28 protein-coding genes are annotated in these 21282 nt (G+C 59.1%); 13 read left to right on the top strand and 15 right to left on the bottom strand.

Features of this window, described 5'->3' with window-relative positions:
• Positions 1-37: 37 nt before the first annotated feature.
• The gene (locus TL5118_RS00760) at positions 38-466 is read right to left on the bottom strand and encodes a hypothetical protein (protein ID WP_058241755.1); all 429 of its coding nucleotides are present in this window, start codon (positions 464-466) and stop codon (positions 38-40) included.
• Between the two features lie 73 nt (positions 467-539).
• The gene (locus TL5118_RS00755) at positions 540-1742 is read right to left on the bottom strand and encodes a pyridoxal phosphate-dependent aminotransferase (RefSeq protein WP_058241754.1); all 1203 of its coding nucleotides are present in this window, start codon (positions 1740-1742) and stop codon (positions 540-542) included.
• Positions 1743-1952: 210 nt separating this feature from the next.
• On the opposite strand from TL5118_RS00755, the gene TL5118_RS00750 reads away from it, so the two are divergent.
• The 3 genes from TL5118_RS00750 to TL5118_RS00740 all read left to right on the top strand — a co-directional run bounded on the left by TL5118_RS00750 (position 1953) and on the right by TL5118_RS00740 (position 3196).
• On the top strand, positions 1953-2309 hold the full coding sequence (locus TL5118_RS00750) for a helix-turn-helix domain-containing protein (RefSeq protein ID WP_058241768.1): 357 nt from the start codon (positions 1953-1955) through the stop codon (positions 2307-2309).
• A gap of 5 nt (positions 2310-2314) precedes the next feature.
• Positions 2315-2575, top strand: a complete 261-nt coding sequence (locus tag TL5118_RS00745; RefSeq protein ID WP_058241753.1) for a succinate dehydrogenase assembly factor 2 — start codon at positions 2315-2317, stop codon at positions 2573-2575.
• A gap of 123 nt (positions 2576-2698) precedes the next feature.
• Positions 2699-3196, top strand: coding sequence for a MarR family winged helix-turn-helix transcriptional regulator (locus TL5118_RS00740; RefSeq protein WP_058241752.1), 498 nt, complete (start codon positions 2699-2701; stop codon positions 3194-3196).
• Here the strand turns inward: TL5118_RS00740 and TL5118_RS00735 are convergent.
• From TL5118_RS00735 to TL5118_RS00715, 5 genes are read right to left on the bottom strand one after another with little or no spacing between them, the layout of a single operon-like run.
• The gene (locus TL5118_RS00735) at positions 3190-3966 is read right to left on the bottom strand and encodes a DUF1194 domain-containing protein (protein WP_242601697.1); all 777 of its coding nucleotides are present in this window, start codon (positions 3964-3966) and stop codon (positions 3190-3192) included. The two genes, TL5118_RS00740 and TL5118_RS00735, sit on opposite strands and share 7 nt — an antisense overlap.
• Positions 3963-4652 (bottom strand): DUF1194 domain-containing protein, encoded by a 690-nt coding sequence (locus TL5118_RS00730; protein WP_058241750.1) that lies wholly within the window; start codon positions 4650-4652, stop codon positions 3963-3965. Before TL5118_RS00730 ends, TL5118_RS00735 begins: the two co-directional genes overlap by 4 nt.
• A 5-nt stretch (positions 4653-4657) precedes the next feature.
• Positions 4658-5086, bottom strand: coding sequence for a VOC family protein (locus TL5118_RS00725; RefSeq protein WP_058241749.1), 429 nt, complete (start codon positions 5084-5086; stop codon positions 4658-4660).
• 33 nt (positions 5087-5119) lie between these two features.
• Complete coding sequence (locus TL5118_RS00720; RefSeq protein ID WP_058241748.1) at positions 5120-6526, bottom strand: surface lipoprotein assembly modifier; 1407 nt, start codon at positions 6524-6526, stop codon at positions 5120-5122.
• Positions 6498-7424: a hypothetical protein gene (locus TL5118_RS00715; protein ID WP_058241747.1), complete on the bottom strand. Its 927-nt coding sequence runs from the start codon at positions 7422-7424 to the stop codon at positions 6498-6500. The genes TL5118_RS00720 and TL5118_RS00715 overlap by 29 nt, the downstream gene beginning before the upstream one ends.
• A 224-nt stretch (positions 7425-7648) precedes the next feature.
• Between TL5118_RS00715 and thyX the strand changes: the two genes are divergently transcribed.
• On the top strand, positions 7649-8557 hold the full coding sequence (gene thyX, locus TL5118_RS00710; protein WP_058241746.1) for an FAD-dependent thymidylate synthase: 909 nt from the start codon (positions 7649-7651) through the stop codon (positions 8555-8557).
• Positions 8558-8760: 203 nt separating this feature from the next.
• On the opposite strand, the gene TL5118_RS00705 is transcribed toward thyX, so the two are convergent.
• Positions 8761-9045: a hypothetical protein gene (locus TL5118_RS00705; protein WP_058241745.1), complete on the bottom strand. Its 285-nt coding sequence runs from the start codon at positions 9043-9045 to the stop codon at positions 8761-8763.
• Positions 9046-9251: 206 nt separating this feature from the next.
• Between TL5118_RS00705 and TL5118_RS00700 the strand changes: the two genes are divergently transcribed.
• Positions 9252-9563: a hypothetical protein gene (locus tag TL5118_RS00700; protein WP_058241744.1), complete on the top strand. Its 312-nt coding sequence runs from the start codon at positions 9252-9254 to the stop codon at positions 9561-9563.
• A gap of 192 nt (positions 9564-9755) precedes the next feature.
• Positions 9756-10049, top strand: a complete 294-nt coding sequence (locus tag TL5118_RS00695; protein WP_058241743.1) for a hypothetical protein — start codon at positions 9756-9758, stop codon at positions 10047-10049.
• A gap of 54 nt (positions 10050-10103) precedes the next feature.
• Here the strand turns inward: TL5118_RS00695 and TL5118_RS00690 are convergent, their stop codons facing one another.
• Positions 10104-10310 (bottom strand): cold-shock protein, encoded by a 207-nt coding sequence (locus TL5118_RS00690; RefSeq protein WP_058241742.1) that lies wholly within the window; start codon positions 10308-10310, stop codon positions 10104-10106.
• A gap of 229 nt (positions 10311-10539) precedes the next feature.
• Between TL5118_RS00690 and TL5118_RS00685 the strand changes: the two genes are divergently transcribed.
• Together TL5118_RS00685 and TL5118_RS00680 are read left to right on the top strand one after the other, a co-directional pair.
• Entirely contained in the window at positions 10540-10860 is a 321-nt protein-coding gene (locus TL5118_RS00685; RefSeq protein ID WP_058241741.1) for an arsenate reductase family protein, read from the top strand.
• Between the two features lie 111 nt (positions 10861-10971).
• A complete protein-coding gene (locus tag TL5118_RS00680) occupies positions 10972-11340 on the top strand; it encodes a hypothetical protein (RefSeq protein ID WP_058241740.1) in 369 nt (122 codons plus the stop codon).
• On the opposite strand, the gene TL5118_RS00675 is transcribed toward TL5118_RS00680, so the two are convergent.
• The 6 genes from TL5118_RS00675 to TL5118_RS00650 form a co-directional block, all read right to left on the bottom strand.
• On the bottom strand, positions 11297-11878 hold the full coding sequence (locus TL5118_RS00675) for a DoxX family protein (protein ID WP_058241739.1): 582 nt from the start codon (positions 11876-11878) through the stop codon (positions 11297-11299). The genes TL5118_RS00680 and TL5118_RS00675 overlap by 44 nt on opposite strands.
• Entirely contained in the window at positions 11875-12618 is a 744-nt protein-coding gene (locus tag TL5118_RS00670) for an HvfC/BufC family peptide modification chaperone (protein ID WP_058241738.1), read from the bottom strand. Before TL5118_RS00670 ends, TL5118_RS00675 begins: the two co-directional genes overlap by 4 nt.
• On the bottom strand, positions 12615-13475 hold the full coding sequence (gene bufB, locus TL5118_RS00665) for an MNIO family bufferin maturase (RefSeq protein ID WP_058241737.1): 861 nt from the start codon (positions 13473-13475) through the stop codon (positions 12615-12617). The genes TL5118_RS00670 and bufB overlap by 4 nt, the downstream gene beginning before the upstream one ends.
• A 195-nt stretch (positions 13476-13670) precedes the next feature.
• On the bottom strand, positions 13671-13979 hold the full coding sequence (locus TL5118_RS00660) for a BufA1 family periplasmic bufferin-type metallophore (RefSeq protein ID WP_058241736.1): 309 nt from the start codon (positions 13977-13979) through the stop codon (positions 13671-13673).
• A 216-nt stretch (positions 13980-14195) separates the two neighbouring features.
• Positions 14196-16142 carry a threonine--tRNA ligase gene (gene thrS / locus TL5118_RS00655; RefSeq protein WP_058241735.1) on the bottom strand — a complete coding sequence of 649 codons (1947 nt, stop codon included), beginning with the start codon at positions 16140-16142 and terminating at the stop codon, positions 14196-14198.
• Between the two features lie 228 nt (positions 16143-16370).
• Positions 16371-17252, bottom strand: a complete 882-nt coding sequence (locus TL5118_RS00650) for a branched-chain amino acid aminotransferase (protein WP_058241734.1) — start codon at positions 17250-17252, stop codon at positions 16371-16373.
• 192 nt (positions 17253-17444) lie between these two features.
• Here TL5118_RS00650 and TL5118_RS00645 point away from each other — a divergent pair, with 192 nt between their 5' ends.
• From TL5118_RS00645 to TL5118_RS00625, 5 genes are all read left to right on the top strand, one after another.
• Complete coding sequence (locus TL5118_RS00645) at positions 17445-17909, top strand: Lrp/AsnC family transcriptional regulator (RefSeq protein ID WP_058241767.1); 465 nt, start codon at positions 17445-17447, stop codon at positions 17907-17909.
• Positions 17910-18127: 218 nt separating this feature from the next.
• Entirely contained in the window at positions 18128-18871 is a 744-nt protein-coding gene (locus tag TL5118_RS00640) for an alpha/beta fold hydrolase (protein WP_058241733.1), read from the top strand.
• A gap of 53 nt (positions 18872-18924) precedes the next feature.
• A complete protein-coding gene (locus TL5118_RS00635) occupies positions 18925-19839 on the top strand; it encodes an alpha/beta hydrolase (protein WP_058241732.1) in 915 nt (304 codons plus the stop codon).
• A 64-nt stretch (positions 19840-19903) separates the two neighbouring features.
• Positions 19904-20368, top strand: coding sequence for a VOC family protein (locus TL5118_RS00630; RefSeq protein ID WP_058241731.1), 465 nt, complete (start codon positions 19904-19906; stop codon positions 20366-20368).
• Between the two features lie 177 nt (positions 20369-20545).
• Positions 20546-21262 (top strand): alpha/beta fold hydrolase, encoded by a 717-nt coding sequence (locus TL5118_RS00625; RefSeq protein ID WP_058241730.1) that lies wholly within the window; start codon positions 20546-20548, stop codon positions 21260-21262.
• Positions 21263-21282: the final 20 nt, after the last annotated feature.

The following is a 21282-nucleotide window of genomic DNA, read 5'->3' as shown; positions in this document are numbered from 1 at the left end:
GGCGCCTTTTTTTACATGACATCAGGGCAGGGCGGGCTCAGCCCTTGCCACCTTCGGCTTTGGCGGCCGCTTTCATCAAACGATCCGCCTTCTTACGCACCAGAACCGACCGCAGATCATGCATGGTCAGTAACAGCTGATCGGTCACCGCCTCCAGCTGTTCTTCTGAGGCGCGGCTTTGCGCCCAATGGGTGGTCAGGTTCAGATGGTCGATGGCACGGAAAATGTCATCGATGTCCCGTTCGGCCAGCACCGCGCGTCGGTCATCCATCCAATGGCGGATGGCCAGCAGGTCCGCCTCAGACAGTTTGCGGTCGCCATGGGGTTTGATCTCACCATTGCGGATGTTGACGTTTGCGATCTGGTCCAGCTCAATCCGGCGCTGGCGGTTTTCCGTATCTACGCGGAAGACAAAGGCCCCATTGTCCCGCACCCGGAAGTAATATTCTGGCAGGTCGACGGACATGGGGGGCCTCTTTCAATGTTCCATAAATACTCAATACGCCCCGCCTCACATCGGCGCGAAACGGGGAAGATGCTTAGCTGAGCTTGGCGCAGAACGCCTGAATGCGGCTGCAGGCCTCGGTCAGCAAGGCGTCCGAGGTAGCGTAGCTGACGCGGAAATTGGGCGAAAGCCCGAAAGCTGCGCCAAAGACCACGGCAACACCGGTGTCATTCAGCAGTTCGGTGGCAAACACCTCATCCGAGGTGATCTCGACCCCACCCGGTGTTGTCTTGCCAATGATGCCGGCAATCGAGGGGTAGACGTAAAACGCCCCATCCGGCACCGGGCAGGTGATGCCGTCGATGGCGCTCAGCATCTCAACCACCAGGTTGCGGCGGCGCACAAACATCTCATTGTTGGGGGCCAGGAACTCCTGGGTGCCGTTCAGCGCGGCCACGGCGGCCTTCTGGCTGACGGAACAGGGGTTTGAGGTCGATTGCGACTGCACCTTGCGGATCGCAGCAATCAGCGGCTCAGGTCCTGCAGCATAGCCAATGCGCCAGCCGGTCATGGCATAGGCCTTGGACACACCGTTGACCGTCAGGGTGCGGTCATAAAGCTGCGGCTCAATCTCCGCCGGGGTGCAGAATTCAAAATCGTCATAGGCCAGATGTTCATACATATCGTCGCTGAGGATCCACACATGCGGATGGCGCAGCAACACATCCGTCAGCGCTTTCAGCTCCTCGCGGCTGTAGCCTGCACCGGTCGGGTTTGAGGGCGAGTTGAACAGGAACCACTTGGTGTTGCCGGTGATCGAAGCCTCAAGCTGTTCCGGCGTAATCTTGAAGTCGTTTTCCAGCTGCGCCTCAATGAACACCGGCGTGCCCCCCGCCAGCAGTACCATATCGGGATAGCTGACCCAATAGGGCGCCGGGATGATCACCTCATCTTCGGGGTTCAGCGTGGCCATCAGCGCATTATACAGCACCTGCTTGCCGCCGGTGCCGACGGTGACCTGCTTGGGCGTATATTCCAGCCCGTTGTCGCGCTTGAACTTGGCGCAGATCGCTTCTTTTAGATCCGGAATGCCATCCACCGCCGTATACCGGGTGTGGCCCTCATTGATTGCAGCGATCCCGGCGGCGCGGATATGTTCGGGCGTGTCAAAGTCCGGCTCCCCTGCGGAGAGGCCGATCACATCGCGGCCCTGCGCCTTCAGTTCTGCGGCCAGATTGCTGACGGCGATGGTGGGCGACGGTTTTACGCGGGCAAGTGTCTCGGACAGGAAAGACATCGGGTGACCTCAATGCGGTAGTAGGGTGGTTGTTATTTAACAGGATCATGTCTTAGGTTGAGGCGCAGTGCCGATCAAGAACCTTCGGCAGAAAGGATATTTATGCAGGATAAGCAGGATCAGAAAGACACAGCCGGGTTAGATGACCTGCTGCCCGAATTGGCGGATGCCCCTGCCGAGGAACAGGACTTTGACTGGTACGGCCCGGATATGGCGACCTTTGGCGATCGTCTGGCCGCAGCGCGGGAACAGGCCGGGATGGAACAGCGCCAATTGGCCAAACGCCTGGGCGTCAAGTTGAAGACACTGCAGGGCTGGGAATATGACCTGTCCGAGCCGCGCGCCAACAAGCTCAATATGATTGCCGGTCTTTTGAATGTCTCGATCCGCTGGCTGTTGACGGGCGAAGGGGAGGGCGTTACCGAACCCGCAGACCCCAGCGGCATGGATCCGGACATCTCTGACCTGCTGACGGAACTGCGGGATCTCAAGATGCAGATGACCGCATCGGCGGATCGGCTGGGGCGATTGGAAAAGCAGCTGCGGCTGAAATTGAAAGGCTCCTGAGGGATATGGCTGAGACCCGCGAAAACCGTCTGAAACGTTTGCAGATGCGCTCCATGCGGCGCGGGATCAAGGAAATGGACATCATCCTGATGCGCTATGCCGCCGCCCGGCTGGAGGCGATGGATGACGCCGCCCTTGATGCCTATGACGCGCTGCTCAGCGAAAACGATCAGGACCTTTACCAGTGGGTCTCAGGCCAGCAGGACGCCCCCGAAGATCTGCGCGACCAAATCGCCGACATCCGCGCCGTGGCCACCGGCGCCTGAGGCGCCGGTAGGGCTGGTTCAGCGAAGTTGAATCGCATTTTAGTCATATAGGGTTTTGACTTAACCTAATATTGGGACTTTTTGCGCAGTCTCTCTTGCGACTTAGATCGGATGGAGACGGTGATGAGCCTTCATGACCCTTTAAAAACTGGTGATCACGCCGCCTTCATGAGCAGCTATCTGGATGCATTGGCGCTGGTCGAACGGCTGCATCGGTTGCTGCTGGATGTGATCAAAGATGAATTCGAACGCATCGGGGTGCTGGAAATAAACGCGGTGCAGGCGCTGTTGCTGTTTAATATTGGCGATCATGAGGTCACCGCCGGGGAGTTGAAAACCCGCGGATATTATCAGGGCAGCAACGTCAGCTATAACCTGAAAAAACTGGTGGAGATGGGCTATATGCACCACCAGCGCTGTGCGATTGATCGCCGTTCGGTCCGGGTGCGCCTGACCCCGAAGGGGCGCAATATCCGTGATGTGGTGGCAGCCCTGTTTTCCCGCCATGCCGAGGGGCTGCAATCCAAAGGGGTGCTGGGCCCCGACGGTATTGTTGAGATCACCAATTCCTTGCGCCGGGTGGAACGCTATTGGACGGATCAGATCCGCTATATCTACTGACCAGCTATATGCAGGCTGGCCTTTGGGCCAATGACCAGTTCCATCCCATAAAGCTCGCGGATCAGCTTGCGGGTCATGGCCGCCTCATAGTTTTCAAACCCCAGCGCCATCTCCGCAAAGGCATCTGGCCCATGTAGCACATTGGCCTGAAAATAGCTGACCAACCCCTCAGGGTCGGTTGGATGGCGGCTGGCGGACTTTGCGCCGGGCTGTGCGTTAGGATCGGGGATGACCAGCGCGTTGACCGTAATGCCCTGCAGCAGTGGATTGTGTCGCACCGATTGGGGCAGGGGGCCGGTGTTGGCAACCCCGTCACCCGACAGATCCAGAACCCGCCGGGTGCAATCACGCTGCTGCAAGGCCCCGGCCCCCATCAGCGCTGCCGCCCCCAATGCGGTTGAGGGATCGCCGCCCACCCGCGCCGCGTTGCGCAGCACCTCTGCTGCGGCGGCGATGTCAGCCTCGGTGCGCAGCGCCCGCCAGTTCAACACCACATGTTGGTCACGCGGGCCGGACCATTCAAAGACCATCACCTCCACATGACCGCCGGGCTGACCCAGCAGGGCGGCGATCACATCGGGATGTTGCAAGGCTCCCGCAACCCCCTGCATTTGCAGGCGATATTCCTGCGCATCAACGGAGCCGGACACATCCAAACCCAGGGCCAGCGCCTGCCGGCAGGCCGCCTGTGCCGCAGAAGAGACAGTGCCAATTACTGCCGCCAGCAGCATCGCAGACAGGGTGCTCCAGCCGAATTTTCCGCGTCTCACTCGGTGACCTCACCCATCATCAATGGTCGCAGCTCCCGCTCCAACTTACGTCGCATTGCGCTTTCATAGTCTTCAAACCCTTCGGCGATCTCAAGGAAGGCGCCGGGGCCGCGCAGAACATCGCTTTGATAATGTGCGACCACCTTGTCATCCTCATGATCGCGTTTTGACAGGATCGCCAGCCCATTGACCACGATGTCATTAAAGCCATAAGCGCGATAGGCATGTTGGGGGCCAAACCCTTCGTTATTTTCGCCGTCACCGGCCACATCAATGGTCGAAAAAAGACAGCGCGGACCGCGGTCCAGCATCTTCCAGCCGTAGCCGACCGCATGGCCAAGCGCGGTGGGAAACTCATCCGTGGAGCGTTGTGAATAGGCAATCGATTCTGCCGCGCCCAGCAGTTTGGAAGGGCTGTCTATCAGCGTCCAGTCCAGCAGGATTTTCTGATTGGTACGCCCGCTCCATTCAAAAGCGGACAGGGCAACGGGTTGGGGTGCCACGAAAAACGCCTGTTGCACCTCAGGGGCCAGCAGCGCCGCGGCCAGCCCCTGACGTTGCAATGTGTCCTCCCGCGGGTCCACTGAAGAGGAGACATCTATCGCCAAAACAAGGGCCAGCCGACAGTCAAGCGCTGCCACCGGAGCGGCGGTCAGCATCATGATCACTGTCAGCAAACGGCCCATCCGGCTCACCAGTGGCCGGTGTTGCCCATGCTGGCCCAGGGTTCTGCTGGTTCCAGCGCCTCACCTTTCTGCAACAGCTCAATCGAGACATTGTCAGGCGAGCGCACAAAGGCCATACGGCCATCGCGCGGCGGGCGGTTGATGGTGACGCCATTGTCCATAAGATGTTGGCACATCTCATAAATATTGCCGACCTCATAGGCCAGGTGGCCAAAATGACGGCTGTCATCGGGCAGGGCGTCATCGCCATCCCAGTTGTAGGTCAGCTCAACCGGGCAGTCTTCTTGGCCTTCGGGGGCCATGAAGATCAGGCTGAACCGGCCCGCTTCGCTGTCATGACGGCGGGTTTCTTTCAGGCCCAGCAGCTCATAAAAAGCCTGGCTTTTTTCCAGATCCTTCACCCGAACCATGGTGTGTAGATATTTCAAATGCATAAGCGCTCCCTCAGTTACGGGCGCGGCAACGGCTCAGAAGGCCGATTTGATCCCAAATGAAACGGTGGTTTCGCGGGTATCATATCGGCTGACGTTTGAATCCGTTTTGCGCGCCTGTACTCTGAGAGATGGTACAAATCCCCCATAGTCAAGCGCTTGCAGGGTAAATTCCACCTGACCGAAGAGGGTTTCATCCTCACGCCCCCCGGGCACAGGCAGGCCGACGGTGAAATCCGCATAGTGTTGCCAGCTGGCCCCAAGCGACAGCGTGGGGTGGATCATTGCTGTTGCCTTGCTCTTGCGCGGGGACCAGTTGATCTGCCCGTCAACGCGGTTGCGCGCGGCATTGGCATTGTCGCTGTCTTCGGTTTTCAGGCTCAGGCTAACCTGCCAGTCGCCGGTGGCGTCACTGCGATGCGACAGTCGGGTGCTCAGCGTCAGCCCGTGAATATCGGCAAGCCCGCTGTCATGGCGGATATGTTCCAGCTGGCCGGTAAGCCCCAGCAGGGAGGCATCACCGACAGGCAGGTGGCGGCTGAGGTGCAAGCGTTTGCTTTGTTGGTATTTTTCGCCACCGGACCAGCTTTGACCAAGGGCGGCGCCAAAGGCCCAGCCGCCGTTATGGGCTTTGCGCTGTTGGTTCAGGCCCAGCTCAAGATAGTTGAAGGCCAGATCGCCGTTGCTGACATCCGGGGCGATATCACGCGCCTCGTCCGACAGGTGGACGCGCTGGCCAAAGGCGCGAAAACTCACCCGGGTGGCTTGTGATTTTGACTGTGACAGACGGTAGCTGACGCTGGCATCTGCGCTGGCCCGCAGGCCCGAGAGCGCCTGGGCGGAGCCGCTGAGGTAACCCACTACGGGCACGCCATCGATCAGTGAATAAGGGCTGTCTGCCCCGTTATTGAGGTTGCTGCTGGGCGCCAAGGACAGGCTGAGGCCAAACTGCCAAGGGGAGAGCTGGCGCAGGATGCGGTAGTCCTTCTCAATCCGTGGGCGCATCCGGGGATCGGGCACATGCAACAGTGACCGGCGCAGCCAGACCTGGGCCGCGGTGGGGCTGTTATCCTCCACAGCCAGACGTGCGGCCAGTTGGGCGGCGTGGAACTTGTCCGTTTCCCCCCCGGCATGGCGGAAGGCCAAGCGTGCAGACCGGCGGCCCTTGCCGGGTTGGCGCATCTGCTGAAAGGCCCGGGCCAGCGTGAAATGCGCCATGCCGTCATCGGGATCACGTTGCAACAGACCTTGGGCAATTTGCGCTGCCGTCGCGGGATCCCCCTGTTGCAGTGCCTGCAATGCAAGGGCCCGCGCGGCATCCGCGGACAGGCGCAGATCCTCTGCCTGCGCCGCGAAAGGCAGGGCCATCAGACAGGACCCGGCGATCAGACGCCGGAGCACTTGGGGTATCGTGTCAGTTTGTGCCACAATCGGGATCTGCACCAGCTGCTCCGCACCGGGTCAAGACGAAGACACCATATTCTGCTTCGTTGGAAATTGTGCCTGTTGTACCGTCATACTCTTCAAGATAGACGGTTCCAGCAACCGAAGAAGCCTGCGATCCGCCAAATATCCCTCCAAAACTGCCGATTTGGGCATTTTCAACAGTGAGGTACTCTGCGACCCCAACAAAAGTGCCCTCGGCCGTAATGGTACCATCCTTAAGGGCGATCACGGGAAGGGCCCCGATCCCCTGAACGTCATCCACTAGTGTTCGGTTAAAGATTTCTCCGTCAAGAAGACCTTCTTTGAAATTGACGTTCAACTCAATTTTCCCAGTGATACGGTCTGACTGACTGGGCCCAGTTGATCCGCTAGGGAGACCCGATTGATCCAGTAACTGGTCGCCATTGCTGTCCAGGTTGGTCACGCCGGCATAGGTGCCGTAATACTGCGCTTCGCCTCTTCTGGTTTCGGTATAGGGTGAATAGACATCCAATCCCTGTCGGCCATAGAACGATCCGCCAAAGAACTGGTTGTTGTTACCGCCGTCCATTACGGCGCCTGCGATCACGTGGCTGTCGTTGCTTTCGGCAAAGACAGCTGTGTAGTGGCGATCTGCTGGGGTGGTCTGCAGCATATAGACCTCATAGCCCGGAACAGACGCATCAAGATCCGCGCGGCGCACATAGGTCACATTGGTTTGGTTCCCGTGGATCGCTCGCATTGAAAGAACAAGTTCTTGCGTAACGGGATCATAGTTCACCGCCCGTAGGTTGCCTGCAACCGTGGCATCCGCGGTGTTCGTGGTCATGCCGAAATCGGTGTTGGTTCCACCCGGGTCTTCGCCACAAGCGACAACCAAGAGCGGCGCCAGAAGGGCGCTTGCGTATCGGATCATCTGCCTCAATCCTCGAATAATGCGGCTCTTTTGGCCGGTTAGCTTTCAGAATCCGAGGCCAGAGGCCAAAAGTCAACGATTGATGCGTCTGCTGCGGGAAAAAAGCGGCAATCTGTTGCAGTAAGGGAAAAGCTGAAAATGCAAGCCCATATTGCAGTTTTTTATCACATCAACGCTAGATATAGTGGCTCGCGACTCGCCTTAGCAGCAATTTGGAGGACCAGATGCCGATCACCCCGGAACAGCAGGCCGAAATCGATGCGCTCCGCGCCAGCCCGCGTCAAACCCTGCGCGCCGTCTCCGAGGGGATGGAAGAGCATCTGTACAAAGCCTATCCCGTGCTGGATCACGGCTTTGTTCGGGTGATTGACTACATGGGCGATGACGCTGCGATCTGTCAGGCGGCGCGGGTGTCTTATGGCAAAGGCACCAAATCCGTGCAGAACGATGAGGGGCTGATCCGCTACTTGATGCGGCACTGGCACTCTACCCCGTTTGAGATGTGTGAACTGAAGCTGCACGTCAAATTGCCGGTCTTTGTGGCCCGCCAGTGGATCCGCCACCGGACGGCCAATGTGAACGAATATTCGGCCCGCTATTCGATCCTGGACCGTGAGTTCTATATCCCGCAGCCCGAACAGTTGGCGGCACAATCCGTCATCAACAACCAAGGCCGGGGGGAGGCGCTGACCGGGGCTGAGGCCGAGCGGGTGCTGGAAATCCTGAAGGGCGACGCCGCCCGCTCCTATGACCACTATGAAGAGATGATCTCGGATGAGGGCAAACAGGGGCTGGCGCGTGAACTGGCGCGGATGAACCTGCCTGCCAACATCTATACCCAATGGTACTGGAAGGTGGATCTGCACAACCTGCTGCATTTCCTGCGTCTGCGGGCGGACAGCCACGCGCAGTATGAAATCCGCGTCTACGCGGATGAGATTTGCAAGCTGGTTGCTGATTGGGTGCCCTTTGCCTTCAAAGCGTTCGAGGACTACCGCATGGGCGGCGCAGCGCTGAGCGCCGGCGCGCTGGACTGCGTGCGCCGGATGCTGAAAGGCGAAGAGGTCACCAAAGAAAACTGCGGCATGAGCGCCCGCGAATGGCGTGAGCTGGAAGAGGTGCTGGAGGGGTAAACCGTCAGGCCCCCCGATCCATTGCTGGTTGGGAAATATGATTGATTGAAAAGGCAGGCTGTTTGCTCAGTCTGCCTTTGAAGATCCGGAATTTCACTCCTAATGTGGCCAAATCCTTGATTTGGCTGCGCCCGACACGAAGGGCGGCCGCATTCTGCGCCACCCTTCGTGTAGGGCGCTACATTCGCCGAGAATTCAGCGGATCATAACCCGCCATCCACCCCGCGTTTGCATTGCCGCGGGGCTTTGCCATCGCGGCTGAAGGCCTCAACCCCACAATTGGTGCAGCGGTAGCGGGTGAAACTGGCGTTTTTTGCCCCCTCAGACACCCAGGCGCAATTGCGGCGGCCCAGCTTGGGGAAGCCTGACAACCGGGGGGCTGTGGCACGGGGGCGGGGGCGTTGCACCGGTTTGCGATCCGCGCCGACAATGGTCAGTTTCGGCCCCGACCCCGTGCCAGATCCCCGGCCGGTCAGTTTACGAAACATATTCCAAATCATGCGGTTAGCTCTCTCATCCCTGGTCCACGTGCCTGGTTAATGTTTGCATTCCTGCCCTGATTTTCAAGCACTCCTGCCCCTGCGGCACCTTTTTGCCGAGCTGCAGTGCAGAAATTGGCACGGGACTTGTCCCAGATCAAAACGACCATAGGTGAATCACCATAGGCTCTTATAAAAACAAGAAGGAGGCTCTGATGCATATTCAGATCAACACAGACCACAACATCCAAGGTGACGAGCGGCTGGCCGAAGTGTGCGAACAGCTGGTCAGCGCGACCCTGGCGCCGATTGCGTCCCGTCTGACCCGGGTGGAGGTTCATGTGAAGGATATGCGCGGCCCCAAAGGCGGCGAAGATATCCGCGCCACGGTTGAGGCACGCCCCGAAGGCATGCGCCCCTATGCGGTGCACCATGACGGCACCGACATTTCCCACGCGGTCAAAGCGGCCAGCAAAAAGCTGCGCCAGCGGCTGGAAGGTGAGTTCGGCAAACTGTCCGCCCACTGACACCTGCACTTAGATCGCGCTGAGGCCCGCCGCTCCACCGGTGGGCCTTTTCTTTTGCCGGTTCGATTGTTGGGGCTGTTTTTCTGTTTGGTGCTCCGGGGCTTGCTCGGGTAAGCTGTCGTTAATCAAGATTAATATCTCATCACTGATCTGCGCGGGGATCCTCCCCGCAGGGCTTCTTTGGGGGACGCCATGAAACAGAAAACTATTGTTCAATTGATTGCCGCCGCACTGCTGTGCGCCCCTGCCGCTGCGCAGGCCGAACCACGGGTTTTTCCCTATAATGGGGTCGCCAACTTTTGCCCCAGTGGCGAGCAGCCGGTGACCATCAACGGTGTGATTTGCTGCGGGGTGCCAAACCAATCCACCAGCTATCAGGCCATGATGCGTCATGGCGGTGGCAAAGCACGCACCATGACTGGCAGCAAATCCATGACCACCGGTGCGGTGTGCCCGGAAGGCCAGAAAGGCTGCTTCACCAACTAGAGGAAGGCGGGCTAGGGGAATGCGGGGGTGACGGTTGCCCGTCACCCAGATCGCTTAAACCAGCGCGAGGCTGCCCGCCATCTGCCGGCCGTCCCGGCCATCGATCAACTCAAAGCTGACCTTTTGTTCATCAGCCAGGCCGGTCAGACCGGATCGCTCGACCGCTGAAATATGTACGAAAATGTCTTTGCCGCCATCATCCGGTGCGATGAAGCCGTAACCTTTGGTGGTGTTAAACCACTTCACGGTGCCTGTTGGCATGTTCCGTGTCTCCTTCTTTTCCGTTCCTTCCCCGGAAAACGCGGGGTCCATTAGCGCCGACGGGACGGGATTCCAAATCAATGACGTCTTCAAATAACTAAGCGGGAACCAATGATCCGCGGCCATGTCTAAGATGATTGCACCGCTTTTTAAAAAATCAAGCAAAACAAGGATGAATAGCGCGCATTGACGGGTTATTGCTGATTTTGAACTGCAACAGAGGGTCACTATGCGAATTTACGGACTGAAAAATTGCGATACATGCCGCAAGGCGGCCAAAGCATTGCCCGGGGCGGAGTTGGTGGATATCCGCGCTCAACCAATGGGGGAAGAGATTCGCGCTAAAGCCTATGAGGCCTTTGGGGATGCTTTGCTGAACACCCGCTCGACCACATGGCGTGGGTTGAGTGAGGCGGAGCGCGCGGGCGCCCCGCTGGAGCTGCTGGCGGCCCATCCGGCACTGATGAAACGGCCGTTGATCGTGACCGACAGCGATGAGATGCATCTGGGCTGGACCAAGGCCGTGCAGGCCGCGCTGGGCGTGGCGTAACCGGCATCGCATTCGTCAAGGGGGAGGGGGCGGGCATCTCTCCCCCTCGGCTTACCTCTTGCCATCGTGGCGGTGATCGCCCATTTGAAGATCAGCAAAGGAGGCAGCTAAATGCGCAATGCAGCTCTGGTTTTGGGGATTATCGCCGGTCTGATCGGCATGGTCGTTGGGTTCTTCAGCTTCGGCTATACCGAGTTCATGGCATGGCTGGGCGAAGCCGATGTTCTGGAAGAACAGCTTGAAAACCCAGGGCTAATTCGCGCGATGAGCTTCTTTGCACCGCTATTGGCGCTGACCGGCGGCGCGATGGCAAAAGCCCGCGCGCTGTGGGGCGGCGGGCTGATGTTGGTTTCAGCGGCGGGCATGTATCACGCCTTTGGCTTTAACGTCTTTACCATGTTCCCGATTGGGTTTGCGGGCATGGGCGGGCTACTGGCTATTGCGGCTGGGAAGCCGGACGCGCCGAAAGCACATTTCTAAGGGTCAGGATCCGGTCCAGCGACAGCGGCCCGGCCCCCTTGATAACCAGCGTCAGCAGCAGAAGCACCCAGAAACCGCGCTGATCCAGGATCACACCATCCGGCAGACGGTCAAACCAGGCGCCCAGCGTTTCGATATGCTGTATGCCGCCATGGCCATAAAGATCGGTCAGCGATTGCACGGCAACAAAGCCGATCATGCCCAGGCTGGCCAGTCGGGTGAACAGGCCCAGCACAATCAATGCGGGCAGAATGAACTCGGCATAGGTGCCGGCCATCACCACCAGCCAGTGGAAGATCCCGAACTTCGAACTGTCATATCCCACTGCTTCAAAGGCTTTAGGGAAGATTTGTGCATAGGCCCCGGTTGAGGGCGAAAACAATCCAACAAACCCATCGCCCAGCTTGGTCTTGGCCGAGGCCCAGAAATACCCCAAGAGGCTGGCGGCAAAGAGGAAACGGGCGAAGGTCGGCAGCAGCCAATCGGCCCGGTCCAGCCCATCGGCGATGCGGAAATAGCGGTTCAGAAGGGCGGTCATGTTCTCTCCTCCACGTGAATGTCAGTCAGGGCCTGAGAGGCCAAAAGGGTGCCAAGCAGCTGACCCAGGTCAGCGGCGGGATGCAATGTGCTGGCCTCAGCAAGTGTTTTGCCTGCCATCAGCGCCCCGCAGAGATCGCCCTGATCGGCAGGCAGCGGCGTCAGGATCGGATCAAATTCGGGCCGGGTGACCAGGGTGGGCTGGGCATGGGCAGGCGGGTTTTCACCGCTTTCGCCCAGGGCTTTGGCGCGGATGGCGTGGATTGGCCAGGGGGTCAACACCAGTTGCGTCGCCGCCGCAAAGGTTAGCCGCGCATTGTTCAGCGCCTCAGGCGGCAGGCTGGCCAGCCGTGCGGGATCCAGGGCAGGCGCATCCTCCGCGTGATAGCTTTGCCGCATGGCATATTCCAGCCGCGCCACATCGCGCAGATAGGCCAGTTTGGCCAGCGCCGGAATGGCCGAAATATAGCGCGGGAAGCCCCCGCCATAGAGCATCATCAAAGGTGAGGATGGCGGGTTGGCCCGCAGGTAACCCGTTGCAATCGTGTTAAAGTTCTGTTCACCCAGCAGGCGCGCCGTGGCGGGAAAGCCGGTTTCCAGCGCTTCGCGCAGTGAGACGGTGACATTGTTGCGATAGACGTCGAACCGTTTGCCCGCCGGGCGTCCCCCGGCATCTGACAGCCCGTTGGGGCGGTTGGCGGTTGGGTTCAGCAGGGCGGCGTTGAAGGCGGATTGGCTCATGCGGTCACCTTGCTGTCCAACTGGGCCAGCGCGGTTTGCGCGCGCCGCGCCTCCGCCGCCAGCAGCGGCCATTCGGGCACATCAGTGTCCCATTCAATCAGCGTCGGCAGCGGTCCGGAGCGGGCCAGTGTGTAATCCAACAGCGTCCAAACCGGATCGGCCACCTCACGGCCGTGGCTGTCGATCAGCAGCGGCGCGCCGTGATCGTCCTCATCCTCATCATGGCCACCCAGATGGATTTCACCAACCTTATCAAGGGGGAAGGCATCAACATAGGCGCGTGGGTCATAGTTCAGATTGGTGGCGGAGACGAAGATGTTGTTCACATCCAGCAGCAGCCCGCAGCCGGTGCGCTTGCTGACCTCAGCCAGAAAGGCAGGCTCCTCATAGGTCGATTCATCAAACGCCAGATAGGACGATGGGTTTTCCAGTAGCATCCGGCGGCCAATCACATCCTGCAGCTGGTCGATATGGGCGCAAACGCGGTTCAGCGTCGCCTCGGTATAGGGTAGGGGCAACAGGTCGTTCAGAAAGGCGCTTTCATGGGTAGACCAGGCCAGATGTTCGGAGAAGCTTGCAGGGTTCAACCAGTCACAGAGGTGTTCTAGCCGCGCCAGATGGTCGGGATCCAGGTCGCACTCACCACCGATCGACAGGCCGACACCATGCACCGAGATGGGGAATCGTTCCGCCAGATATTTCAGCTGCGCGATGGGACGACCGCCAGCGCCCATGTAGTTTTCCGCATGGATTTCCAACCAGCCCACAGGTGCAGGATCTGCCAGCAAGTCACTGTAATGCTGGGGCTTATAGCCAACGCCGGGCAGGGCAGGGAGGTGGTTGGACTGATCAAACATGCAAATGCTCCGCGAGGGGTTGGGCGCAAAATAACGGCCTAAAAGCCAAGTGCTGGTCCCGCCGGACAACAGGACGGAACCAGCATACCATAGATACTCTTAACAAATGCCCCGCCCATTCTGGGGATAGCTTGGGCGGGGAATACAGGGGGCGGTGCAGGCCCCCTGTTTCGGCAGAGGGATACTGCCTATGCCTTATGCCGGCAGGTCGCGGTCCAGCTCTTCCAGCGAACCTTTGCGGGCTTTGCCGTCCGCCATTGCGGGCAGTTCGATGTCCATGCAGGTGCCTGCGTCGACCAGGGTCCAGGCGTTGCCCTGGTAGTCAACGGTCGAGGTGCCGGCGCAGGTGGTGCCGGGGCCAGCGGCACAGTCGTTCTTACCGGCCAGCGAAACGCCGTAGCACTTCTCTTTTTCCATCGCGTGGGCCACGGTGGAGGTGGTTGCGGTCAGGGCTGCTGCAACTGCGCCAGCGACGGCCAGGGTCTTGATGGTGGTATCGGACATTTCTCTCTTCCCTTTCGGTTTTAATTTCAGGTCAGCCTTCATCGGCGACAGGGAAAAGGTAACCGTGCGGCGGTCTGACACGCCACTCACGAGCCTGTGCATCACGGGTGCGTGTGTGAGCGTGATTATTTCGGCCAAAAAAGCCGGGATTTTTTCAATAAAAACGGCCCGCAACGGTGTTTCCGTCACGGGCCGCAAGATTCCAGCGCTGGAATGTTACAGAAGATCGGGCGGGGTCGCCTCTTTCGTCAGCTGTGTAACAATCTCGTCCAAGGTCTGGACCTTGGTCTGTTTTTCACCCAACCGGCGGGTCGAAACGGTGCGCTCTTCAACCTCTTTCATGCCGCAGGCCAGAATGACCGGCACTTTGCCCAGGCTGTGTTCGCGGACCTTATAGTTGATCTTCTCATTGCGCAGATCAGCCTCGGCGCGGATACCAGCCGCACGCAGCTTTTCGACAACTTCCAGACAGTAGTCATCACAATCCGAAACGATTGCCGCCACAACCACCTGACGCGGGGCCAGCCAGAACGGCAGCTTGCCGGCGTGTTCTTCGATCAGAATGCCGATGAAACGTTCAAAGGACCCCAGGCAGGCACGGTGCAGCATGACGGGGCGGTGTTTGTCCCCATCCGCACCGATGAAGCTGGCCTCCAGCCGTTCGGGCAGGTTGGCATCCACCTGTAGCGTGCCACATTGCCAGTTCCGGCCGATGGCGTCGGTCAGGGTGAACTCCAGCTTGGGACCGTAGAAGGCGCCTTCGCCTTCAAGGATCTCAAAGTCATAACCGGCGGCCTTACAGGCATCACCCAGCGCCTGTTCCATATTGTCCCAGGTTTCATCACTGCCGATCCGTTTCTCAGGGCGGGTCGACAGTTTGATGGTCCAGTTGTGGAAGCCAAGGTCGGCATAGACCTTGGACAGGAAGGCAATGAACTTGGCCGTTTCCGCGGTGATCTGATCCTCTGCGCAGAAGATGTGACCATCGTCCTGAGTGAAACCGCGCACCCGCATGATGCCATGCAGCGCGCCTGAGGGTTCATAACGCGCACAAGAGCCGAACTCGGCCATGCGCAGCGGCAGGTCGCGGTAGGACTTCAGGCCCTGATTGAACACCTGCACGTGGCAGGGACAGTTCATCGGCTTCAGCGCGTTCACAGCCTTTTCGCGGGCGTGATCTTCGTCCACCTCAACGATGAACATGTTCTCTTGATACTTGTCCCAGTGGCCGGACTTTTCCCACAGCTTGCGGTCCACCACCTGCGGGGTGTTGACCTCCACATAGCCGTCCTTGTCCTGCATACGACGCATGTAGTCCTGCAGCGTGGTGTAGATGCGCCAGCCGTTCGGATGCCAGAAGACCTGACCGGGGGCCTCTTCCTGCATGTGGAACAGACCCATTTCCTTGCCCAGCTTTCGGTGGTCGCGTTTTGCGGCCTCTTCCAGCATGGTCATATGGGCCTTCAGATCCTTGCGGTTCTTGAAGGCCACGCCATAGATCCGCTGCAGCATCGGGCGGTCGCTGTCACCCAGCCAGTAGGCACCAGCCACATGGGTCAGCTTGAAGCCATCTGCGGGCACCTGGCCGGTGTTTTGCAGGTGCGGGCCACGGCACAGATCCTGCCAGTCGCCGTGCCAGTACATCCGCAGGTCTTCGCCTTCGGGGATGCGGTTGATCAGCTCAACCTTGAAGGGCTCATTGTTGTCTGTGTAATGCTGGATGGCGCGGGCGCGGTCCCAGACTTCGGTCTTCACAGCGTCGCGGGCGTTGATGATGTCTTTCATCCGCGCCTCAATCGCGCCGAGGTCTTCAGGTGTGAACGGTTCTTCGCGGTCAAAGTCATAGAACCAGCCGTGATCGCGGACCGGGCCGATGGTCACTTTCACATCGGGCCAGATTTCCTGCACCGCGCGGGCCATGATATGGGCCAGGTCGTGGCGGATCAGTTCCAGCGCCTGCTCATCATCCTGCAGGGTGTGGATGGCGATTTGCGCATCATCGTTGATTGGCCACTGCAGGTCCCAATGGGCGCCGTTTACAGTGGCTGAGATGGCCTTTTTGCCAAGCGATTTGGAGATATCGGCAGCGACCTCGGCGGCGGTTACGCCTGCCTCATAGGAACGCGCATTGCCATCGGGAAAAGTAAGGGAGACTTGAGCCATTCTTTTGGCCTCCTCGTCAGTTTGGCGCCCACGGAACGCCCGGTTGCGGGTTATGGTGTGCGCCTCTTTTGCGGCGGGGGGGGGGGGAAGTCAAGCGGCGGAAACCACCTGATGCAGAAAAGCCCCACCAATGGCGGGGCCTTTCGGGATGTTGCGGGTTTTCAGGCAGATGCCCGGGATGGCGCATCACGCAGCGTGCTTCGGGCTGCGTGTTTCGGCCTGTGGTCTTTAGGCCGCGCTGACCTGCGCGGGGGCGCTATGGGCAAACTCCCAGTAAAGCTGACGCGCGCGCAGCGAAACAGAACCAATACCCAGATCGCGATCCTCCAGCTTGGAGACTGGCATCACCTTGGCGATGTTGCCAGTGGCAAAGATCTCATCCGCTTGGCGGAAATCGTCCAGCGTCAGGGTGGTTTCCACCACCTCATAGCCATCGGCGCGCAGCAGGCCGATCACCCGTTGCCGGGTCAAGCCATTCAGGAAACATCCCGTCGGCACCGGGGTGAAGACCACGCCGTCGCGGATCAAAAACACATTGGTCGAGGCCGTTTCTGCCACATTGCCATCCACATCCAGCGACAGCGCGTTGGAATAGCCATGTTTGCGCGCGTAGGCCATGATGCGGGCGTTGTTTGCATAAAGTGACCCGGCCTTGGCTTCGGTCAGCGCCATGTCCTGGCGCGGGCGGCGATAGGGGGCCACGGTCAGGCTGAAGCCTTCGATCGACGGCATCGCCATTTCCTCAATGCAGATCGCAAAGGCGGTGCTTTCGGGATCCAGATCAATCACGCCGGCGCCGCTTTCGGTCGACCACATCATGGGGCGAATATAAAGCTCCGCCTCCTTGGGGAAGGCTTTCACCCGGTCACGTACCAGCGCTGCAATCTCCTCCCCGCTGGTGGTGGGGATCATGCCCAATGCTTCGGCTGAACGGGTCAGCCGGGCGCAATGCAGATCCAGATCGGGCATCACCCCTTCAAAGGCGCGCGCGCCATCAAACACCTGACTGCCCAGCCAGGCCACATGATCTGCGGCGCGAATAATCGCGGTATTGCCGTCCTGCCAGGACCCTTCAAACCAAGTGTAAACCTTACCTTTGCCGACTGCCATGGGCTCTCCTCTCGTCAGGCTGGTTGGGGGCCGCGCGGGCAGGAATGCCGTGGGGGTCACATTATCGCGCAGCGGTTAAGTTAAGTTTAACAGGTTTGCGCAAAATTCTTTTTCAACTTTTGTTGTGATGTGTAAAAATGGTGATAGATATTTTGCCAAAGACGAAAATTTCAAAAGAAAGTTTGGTTGATCATGCCCAATATGCCGGAGGTTGATCTGCGGATCCTGCGTGAATTGATCCGTGACGGGCGTCAATCCAATGCACAATTGGCCGAGGCGGTGGGCCTCTCCGCCTCACAATGCTGGCAGCGGGTCAAGAAGCTGGAAAACAGTGGGGTCATTCAGGGCTACGGCGCGCGCATAGATCACGAAGCGCTGGGTGCACCCGAAACGGTGCTGATCGAACTGGCCCTGGACCGCAACGAAGGGTTCGAGGTGGCCGCGGTCTGCAGTCAGCTTGCCCGCTTTCCCGAAGTGTTGGAGGTGCGCATGACCAGCGGTGAATTTGACATCTTCGTCAAAGTAGTGGTCAGCGGCACCCGTGGCTACGAGGCCTTCCTGCGGGAACGTCTTTATAAGATCAGCGGCATCCGTCAGAGCCGCTCCTCCTTCTCGCTGCGCAGCTACAAAAATGAGGTTTCGACAGTTCCGTTTTGATGCGCGTAGAGAGGCGTTGAATGGGGCGTTGCGAAATCCAACGCTGTTGCCTCACGCCGCCCTGCGTTAGTCCTATGAAGTGGCCAGCCTGAGCGGCTCTTTAAAGAACGCACCGTTGTAAAAGGCCCGCGTTAGACGTCGTTGGGTCAAAGGCGCAGAAACCGCTTCCCATAAGGGGCGATCAGACTATCTTGGCTGCCAAAGACTTGGAGACCACTATGCAAATTTTCGAAACTGAACAGGGCCGTCAGATCGCCTATCATCACACCCCCGGCACTGGTCCGACCGTGGTGTTCTGTTCGGGACTGAAATCCGACATGGAAGGCACAAAAGCCGTCCATCTGGAGGCCTGGGCCAAAGCCCGTGGTCAGGCCTTTCTGCGGTTTGACTACTCAGGTCACGGAGTCAGTTCAGGGCGGTTTCAGGATGGCGCCATCGGGGATTGGCATGAGGACACATTCGCGGTGATCGATCAGCTGATCGACGGGCCGATCGTGGTGGTGGGCAGTTCCATGGGCGGTTGGCAGGCGCTCCTGCTCGCGCGCGCCCGGCCGGAACGGCTGGCAGGTATGGTCACAATCGCCGCGGCGCCGGATTTCACTGAGGACGGCTATTGGGCCAGTTTCACGGATGACCAGAAAGCACTGTTGGAAAGCCAAGGCTTCGTCGCCATGCCGTCGGATTATGATGAGGACTACATCATATCGAAACGGTTGATCGAAGAAGGCCGCGATCGGCTGGTTCTGCGCGCGCCGCTTGATTTGCCGTTCCCAGTGCGGTTCCTGCAAGGCACGGATGACAGCGCCGTTTCCACCGAAACTGCGATCAAACTGTTGGATCACGCCAGCGGAGACGACATGCGCCTCACGCTTGTCAAAGGGGCGGACCACCGGTTTTCGACGCCAGAATGCCTGAGGCTGATTGAGACCTCGGTCGCAGACGTGTTGAACGGCGGCCAGTGAAACGCGGCGCAAAATTCCTAACGGGGGGCGCCGCAGTTGTGGCGGCTCTTTGGATGTTTGGGCCCTACGAGTCGCTTTCACCGGAGCGCGCTTTTGATGCCAGCGTTTTGGAAAACGGCGTTGATACCTATTTGAAGGCGGGCGAAGTGCAGGTCGATGGCATCCGCCCCGGTGCAGAAAAGCGGGTGATCTGGGCGGCTGCGTCAGAGCAGCAGACGCCTTGGGCCATTGTCTACGTGCATGGGTTTTCGGCCTCTGCTGCTGAGATTCAGCCCGTTCCCGAAAAGCTCGCGCAGGCGCTTGGGGCAAATCTCTATTACACCCGGTTGCGTGGTCATGGCCGTGGCGGCGCGGCCTTGGGCGCTGCACGGGCGGATCAGTGGATATATGACATGCAAGAAGCGATGGCCATCGGGCGTCGCATTGGGGCAAAGGTTCTCCTCCTTTCCACGTCGACCGGGGGCAGCTTGGCAACCTTGATTGCGGCTGATCCGGAGCACTCTCACTCTTTGGCGGCTGCGGCGTTTGTCTCCCCAAACTTCGGGGTGAATAACGCCGCCGCACCTCTTTTAACTTGGCCAGCTGCGCGCCATTGGCTGCCAGTCTTGGCCGGGCGCGAGCGCGGGTTTGCACCCCGGAATGACGCGCAAGCCGCGGGTTGGACGACAAAGTATCCCAGTACTGCAGTCTTCCCGATGGCTGCTGTGACCCGTGCGGCCTGGCAGGTGGACCACGCAGATATCGCAACGCCGGCGTTGTTTGTATTCCACCCAGATGACCAGGTGGTGCGGGCGGATCGCACCGCTGAGGTCACCACCCGTTGGGGCGGGCCCGTATCAGTTTTTCATCCTCAACCCGGCCCACAGGACGATCCGGATCGCCATGTGATTGCCGGTGACATTATGAGCCCCGATGCAACGCCCGCGGTTACAGAAGCCCTGATCAACTGGGCGCTGACCTTGGAGTGACCCTATCGCCGAATCATTAATGTTCGCTTAATGTTCCCAATATATTTTCGAATCGGAGGATGTTGTGGAACAGCGCATTTCATTGGTAACGCTTGGCTGTCAGAACGTTGAAACACAGACGAAGTTTTATGAAAAACTTGGCTGGCGCCGGGTGCAAACACAGGAGGGTATTGTTGCTTTTGACCTGCTATCGCAGGTGCTTGGCCTTTATCCCATCGCCGCGCTTGCAGAGGACTTAGGCGTTGATGAGGCGCAACTGCAGCCTGCACACGCTGACCCGAATGAGCCACGCTATTCCGCTGTCACATTGGGCTACAACACGCGCGACCGGGCGGAGGTGGATCACGTGGTTGCTGCGGCAAAATCAGCGGGCGCGACAATTGTAAAAGCGCCGGCTGAGGTGTTTTGGGGCGGATATCACGGGTACTTCGCTGACCCTGAGGGCCACCTTTGGGAGGTTGCGCATAATCCCTTTTCATCGCTGTCGCCAGAAGGCGCGTTCTGTTGGAATGGCTACCCGGACGGGTGATGATCTAACTATGTCTCCCGAGTTTCGAAAGGGGGGCATTCACTCGGAAGATGCAAGGTGTAGCCTGTGGCACTTATTGCGCCATTGACAGTAGCAGGGTGTCAGCGCAGGCTGAACGCGCGTGACGAGGTGTGCATGCGTAACACTAGGGAAAGATGATGAAAATCTTGGTTGCTTATGACGCTTGAACCGATCGTTTTTCTGCCCGGAATGATGTGTGATGCACGCGTTTTTGAACCTCAGATCATTGCTCTGGGGCGTGAACGTGCCGTCACCGTTGCGCCCATCACTGTTGGCGACAGTATCGAAACGATAGCGCAGGGCCTGTTGGCCCAGCTGCCAGAGAAATTTGCGCTTGTTGGGCTTTCCATGGGTGGCATCGTCGCGATGGAGATTTTGCGGCGGGCGCCGGACCGGGTCAGTCGCATTGCCTTGTTGGATACGAACCCGCTGGCGGAAACACCGCAGTCCGCAACGATCTATGAACCCTGGATCATTGCAGCGCGTTCGGGGCGGTTGGACGATGTGCTGCGTGAAATGATGCGAGCAGAGTTTTTGGCGCAGGGGCCTGAACGGATGTTGGTGCTCAACCGGTTTTATGCGATGGCTGCCGATCAAGGGGCTGAGGTTTTTGTTCGACAGGCGCGTGCCCTGCAGCGACGGCGTGATCTGCAATCCGCACTGCGGCGCTGTAAATGCCCGGCGTTGATCATGTGCGGGGCTGAGGATGGCTTGACCCCGGTGAAACGGCACCAGTTTATGGCGGAGTTGATACCCTATGCCGAGTTGCGCATCATCGAAGGGGCAGGGCACTTGCCAACCTGGGAGCAACCCGATCAGGTGACCGATGCGCTGCGCAGTTGGATGGGGCAACCGTTTGTGTTGACAGCGTAAATGGGCCGCGTGGCTAGCCA

It is taken from the genome of Thalassovita autumnalis (assembly GCF_001458255.1).
Taxonomy (GTDB): Bacteria; Pseudomonadota; Alphaproteobacteria; order Rhodobacterales; family Rhodobacteraceae; genus Thalassobius; species Thalassobius autumnalis.
Note: the sequence above shows the minus strand (reverse complement) of the source record. Positions and strands in the feature narration are given on the sequence as shown.

Bases quoted from the DNA above. Each gene is read 5' to 3' on its own strand.
- TL5118_RS00740 (WP_058241752.1), top strand. From the start codon at position 2,699: ATGAGCCTTCATGACCCTTTAAAAACTGGTGATCACGCCGCCTTCATG.
- TL5118_RS00685 (WP_058241741.1), top strand. From the start codon at position 10,540: ATGCGAATTTACGGACTGAAAAATTGCGATACATGCCGCAAGGCGGCC.
- bufB (WP_058241737.1), bottom strand. From the start codon at position 13,475: ATGTTTGATCAGTCCAACCACCTCCCTGCCCTGCCCGGCGTTGGCTAT.
- TL5118_RS00640 (WP_058241733.1), top strand. From the start codon at position 18,128: ATGCAAATTTTCGAAACTGAACAGGGCCGTCAGATCGCCTATCATCAC.
- TL5118_RS00660 (WP_058241736.1), bottom strand. From the start codon at position 13,979: ATGTCCGATACCACCATCAAGACCCTGGCCGTCGCTGGCGCAGTTGCA.
- TL5118_RS00760 (WP_058241755.1), bottom strand. From the start codon at position 466: ATGTCCGTCGACCTGCCAGAATATTACTTCCGGGTGCGGGACAATGGG.
- TL5118_RS00715 (WP_058241747.1), bottom strand. From the start codon at position 7,424: ATGATCCGATACGCAAGCGCCCTTCTGGCGCCGCTCTTGGTTGTCGCT.
- TL5118_RS00670 (WP_058241738.1), bottom strand. From the start codon at position 12,618: ATGAGCCAATCCGCCTTCAACGCCGCCCTGCTGAACCCAACCGCCAAC.
- TL5118_RS00705 (WP_058241745.1), bottom strand. From the start codon at position 9,045: ATGTTTCGTAAACTGACCGGCCGGGGATCTGGCACGGGGTCGGGGCCG.
- TL5118_RS00680 (WP_058241740.1), top strand. From the start codon at position 10,972: ATGCGCAATGCAGCTCTGGTTTTGGGGATTATCGCCGGTCTGATCGGC.
- TL5118_RS00745 (WP_058241753.1), top strand. From the start codon at position 2,315: ATGGCTGAGACCCGCGAAAACCGTCTGAAACGTTTGCAGATGCGCTCC.
- TL5118_RS00725 (WP_058241749.1), bottom strand. From the start codon at position 5,086: ATGCATTTGAAATATCTACACACCATGGTTCGGGTGAAGGATCTGGAA.
- TL5118_RS00650 (WP_058241734.1), bottom strand. From the start codon at position 17,252: ATGGCAGTCGGCAAAGGTAAGGTTTACACTTGGTTTGAAGGGTCCTGG.
- thyX (WP_058241746.1), top strand. From the start codon at position 7,649: ATGCCGATCACCCCGGAACAGCAGGCCGAAATCGATGCGCTCCGCGCC.
- TL5118_RS00730 (WP_058241750.1), bottom strand. From the start codon at position 4,652: ATGGGCCGTTTGCTGACAGTGATCATGATGCTGACCGCCGCTCCGGTG.
- TL5118_RS00625 (WP_058241730.1), top strand. From the start codon at position 20,546: ATGACGCTTGAACCGATCGTTTTTCTGCCCGGAATGATGTGTGATGCA.
- TL5118_RS00675 (WP_058241739.1), bottom strand. From the start codon at position 11,878: ATGACCGCCCTTCTGAACCGCTATTTCCGCATCGCCGATGGGCTGGAC.
- TL5118_RS00690 (WP_058241742.1), bottom strand. From the start codon at position 10,310: ATGCCAACAGGCACCGTGAAGTGGTTTAACACCACCAAAGGTTACGGC.
- thrS (WP_058241735.1), bottom strand. From the start codon at position 16,142: ATGGCTCAAGTCTCCCTTACTTTTCCCGATGGCAATGCGCGTTCCTAT.
- TL5118_RS00755 (WP_058241754.1), bottom strand. From the start codon at position 1,742: ATGTCTTTCCTGTCCGAGACACTTGCCCGCGTAAAACCGTCGCCCACC.
- TL5118_RS00635 (WP_058241732.1), top strand. From the start codon at position 18,925: ATGTTTGGGCCCTACGAGTCGCTTTCACCGGAGCGCGCTTTTGATGCC.
- TL5118_RS00695 (WP_058241743.1), top strand. From the start codon at position 9,756: ATGAAACAGAAAACTATTGTTCAATTGATTGCCGCCGCACTGCTGTGC.
- TL5118_RS00700 (WP_058241744.1), top strand. From the start codon at position 9,252: ATGCATATTCAGATCAACACAGACCACAACATCCAAGGTGACGAGCGG.
- TL5118_RS00750 (WP_058241768.1), top strand. From the start codon at position 1,953: ATGGCGACCTTTGGCGATCGTCTGGCCGCAGCGCGGGAACAGGCCGGG.
- TL5118_RS00645 (WP_058241767.1), top strand. From the start codon at position 17,445: ATGCCCAATATGCCGGAGGTTGATCTGCGGATCCTGCGTGAATTGATC.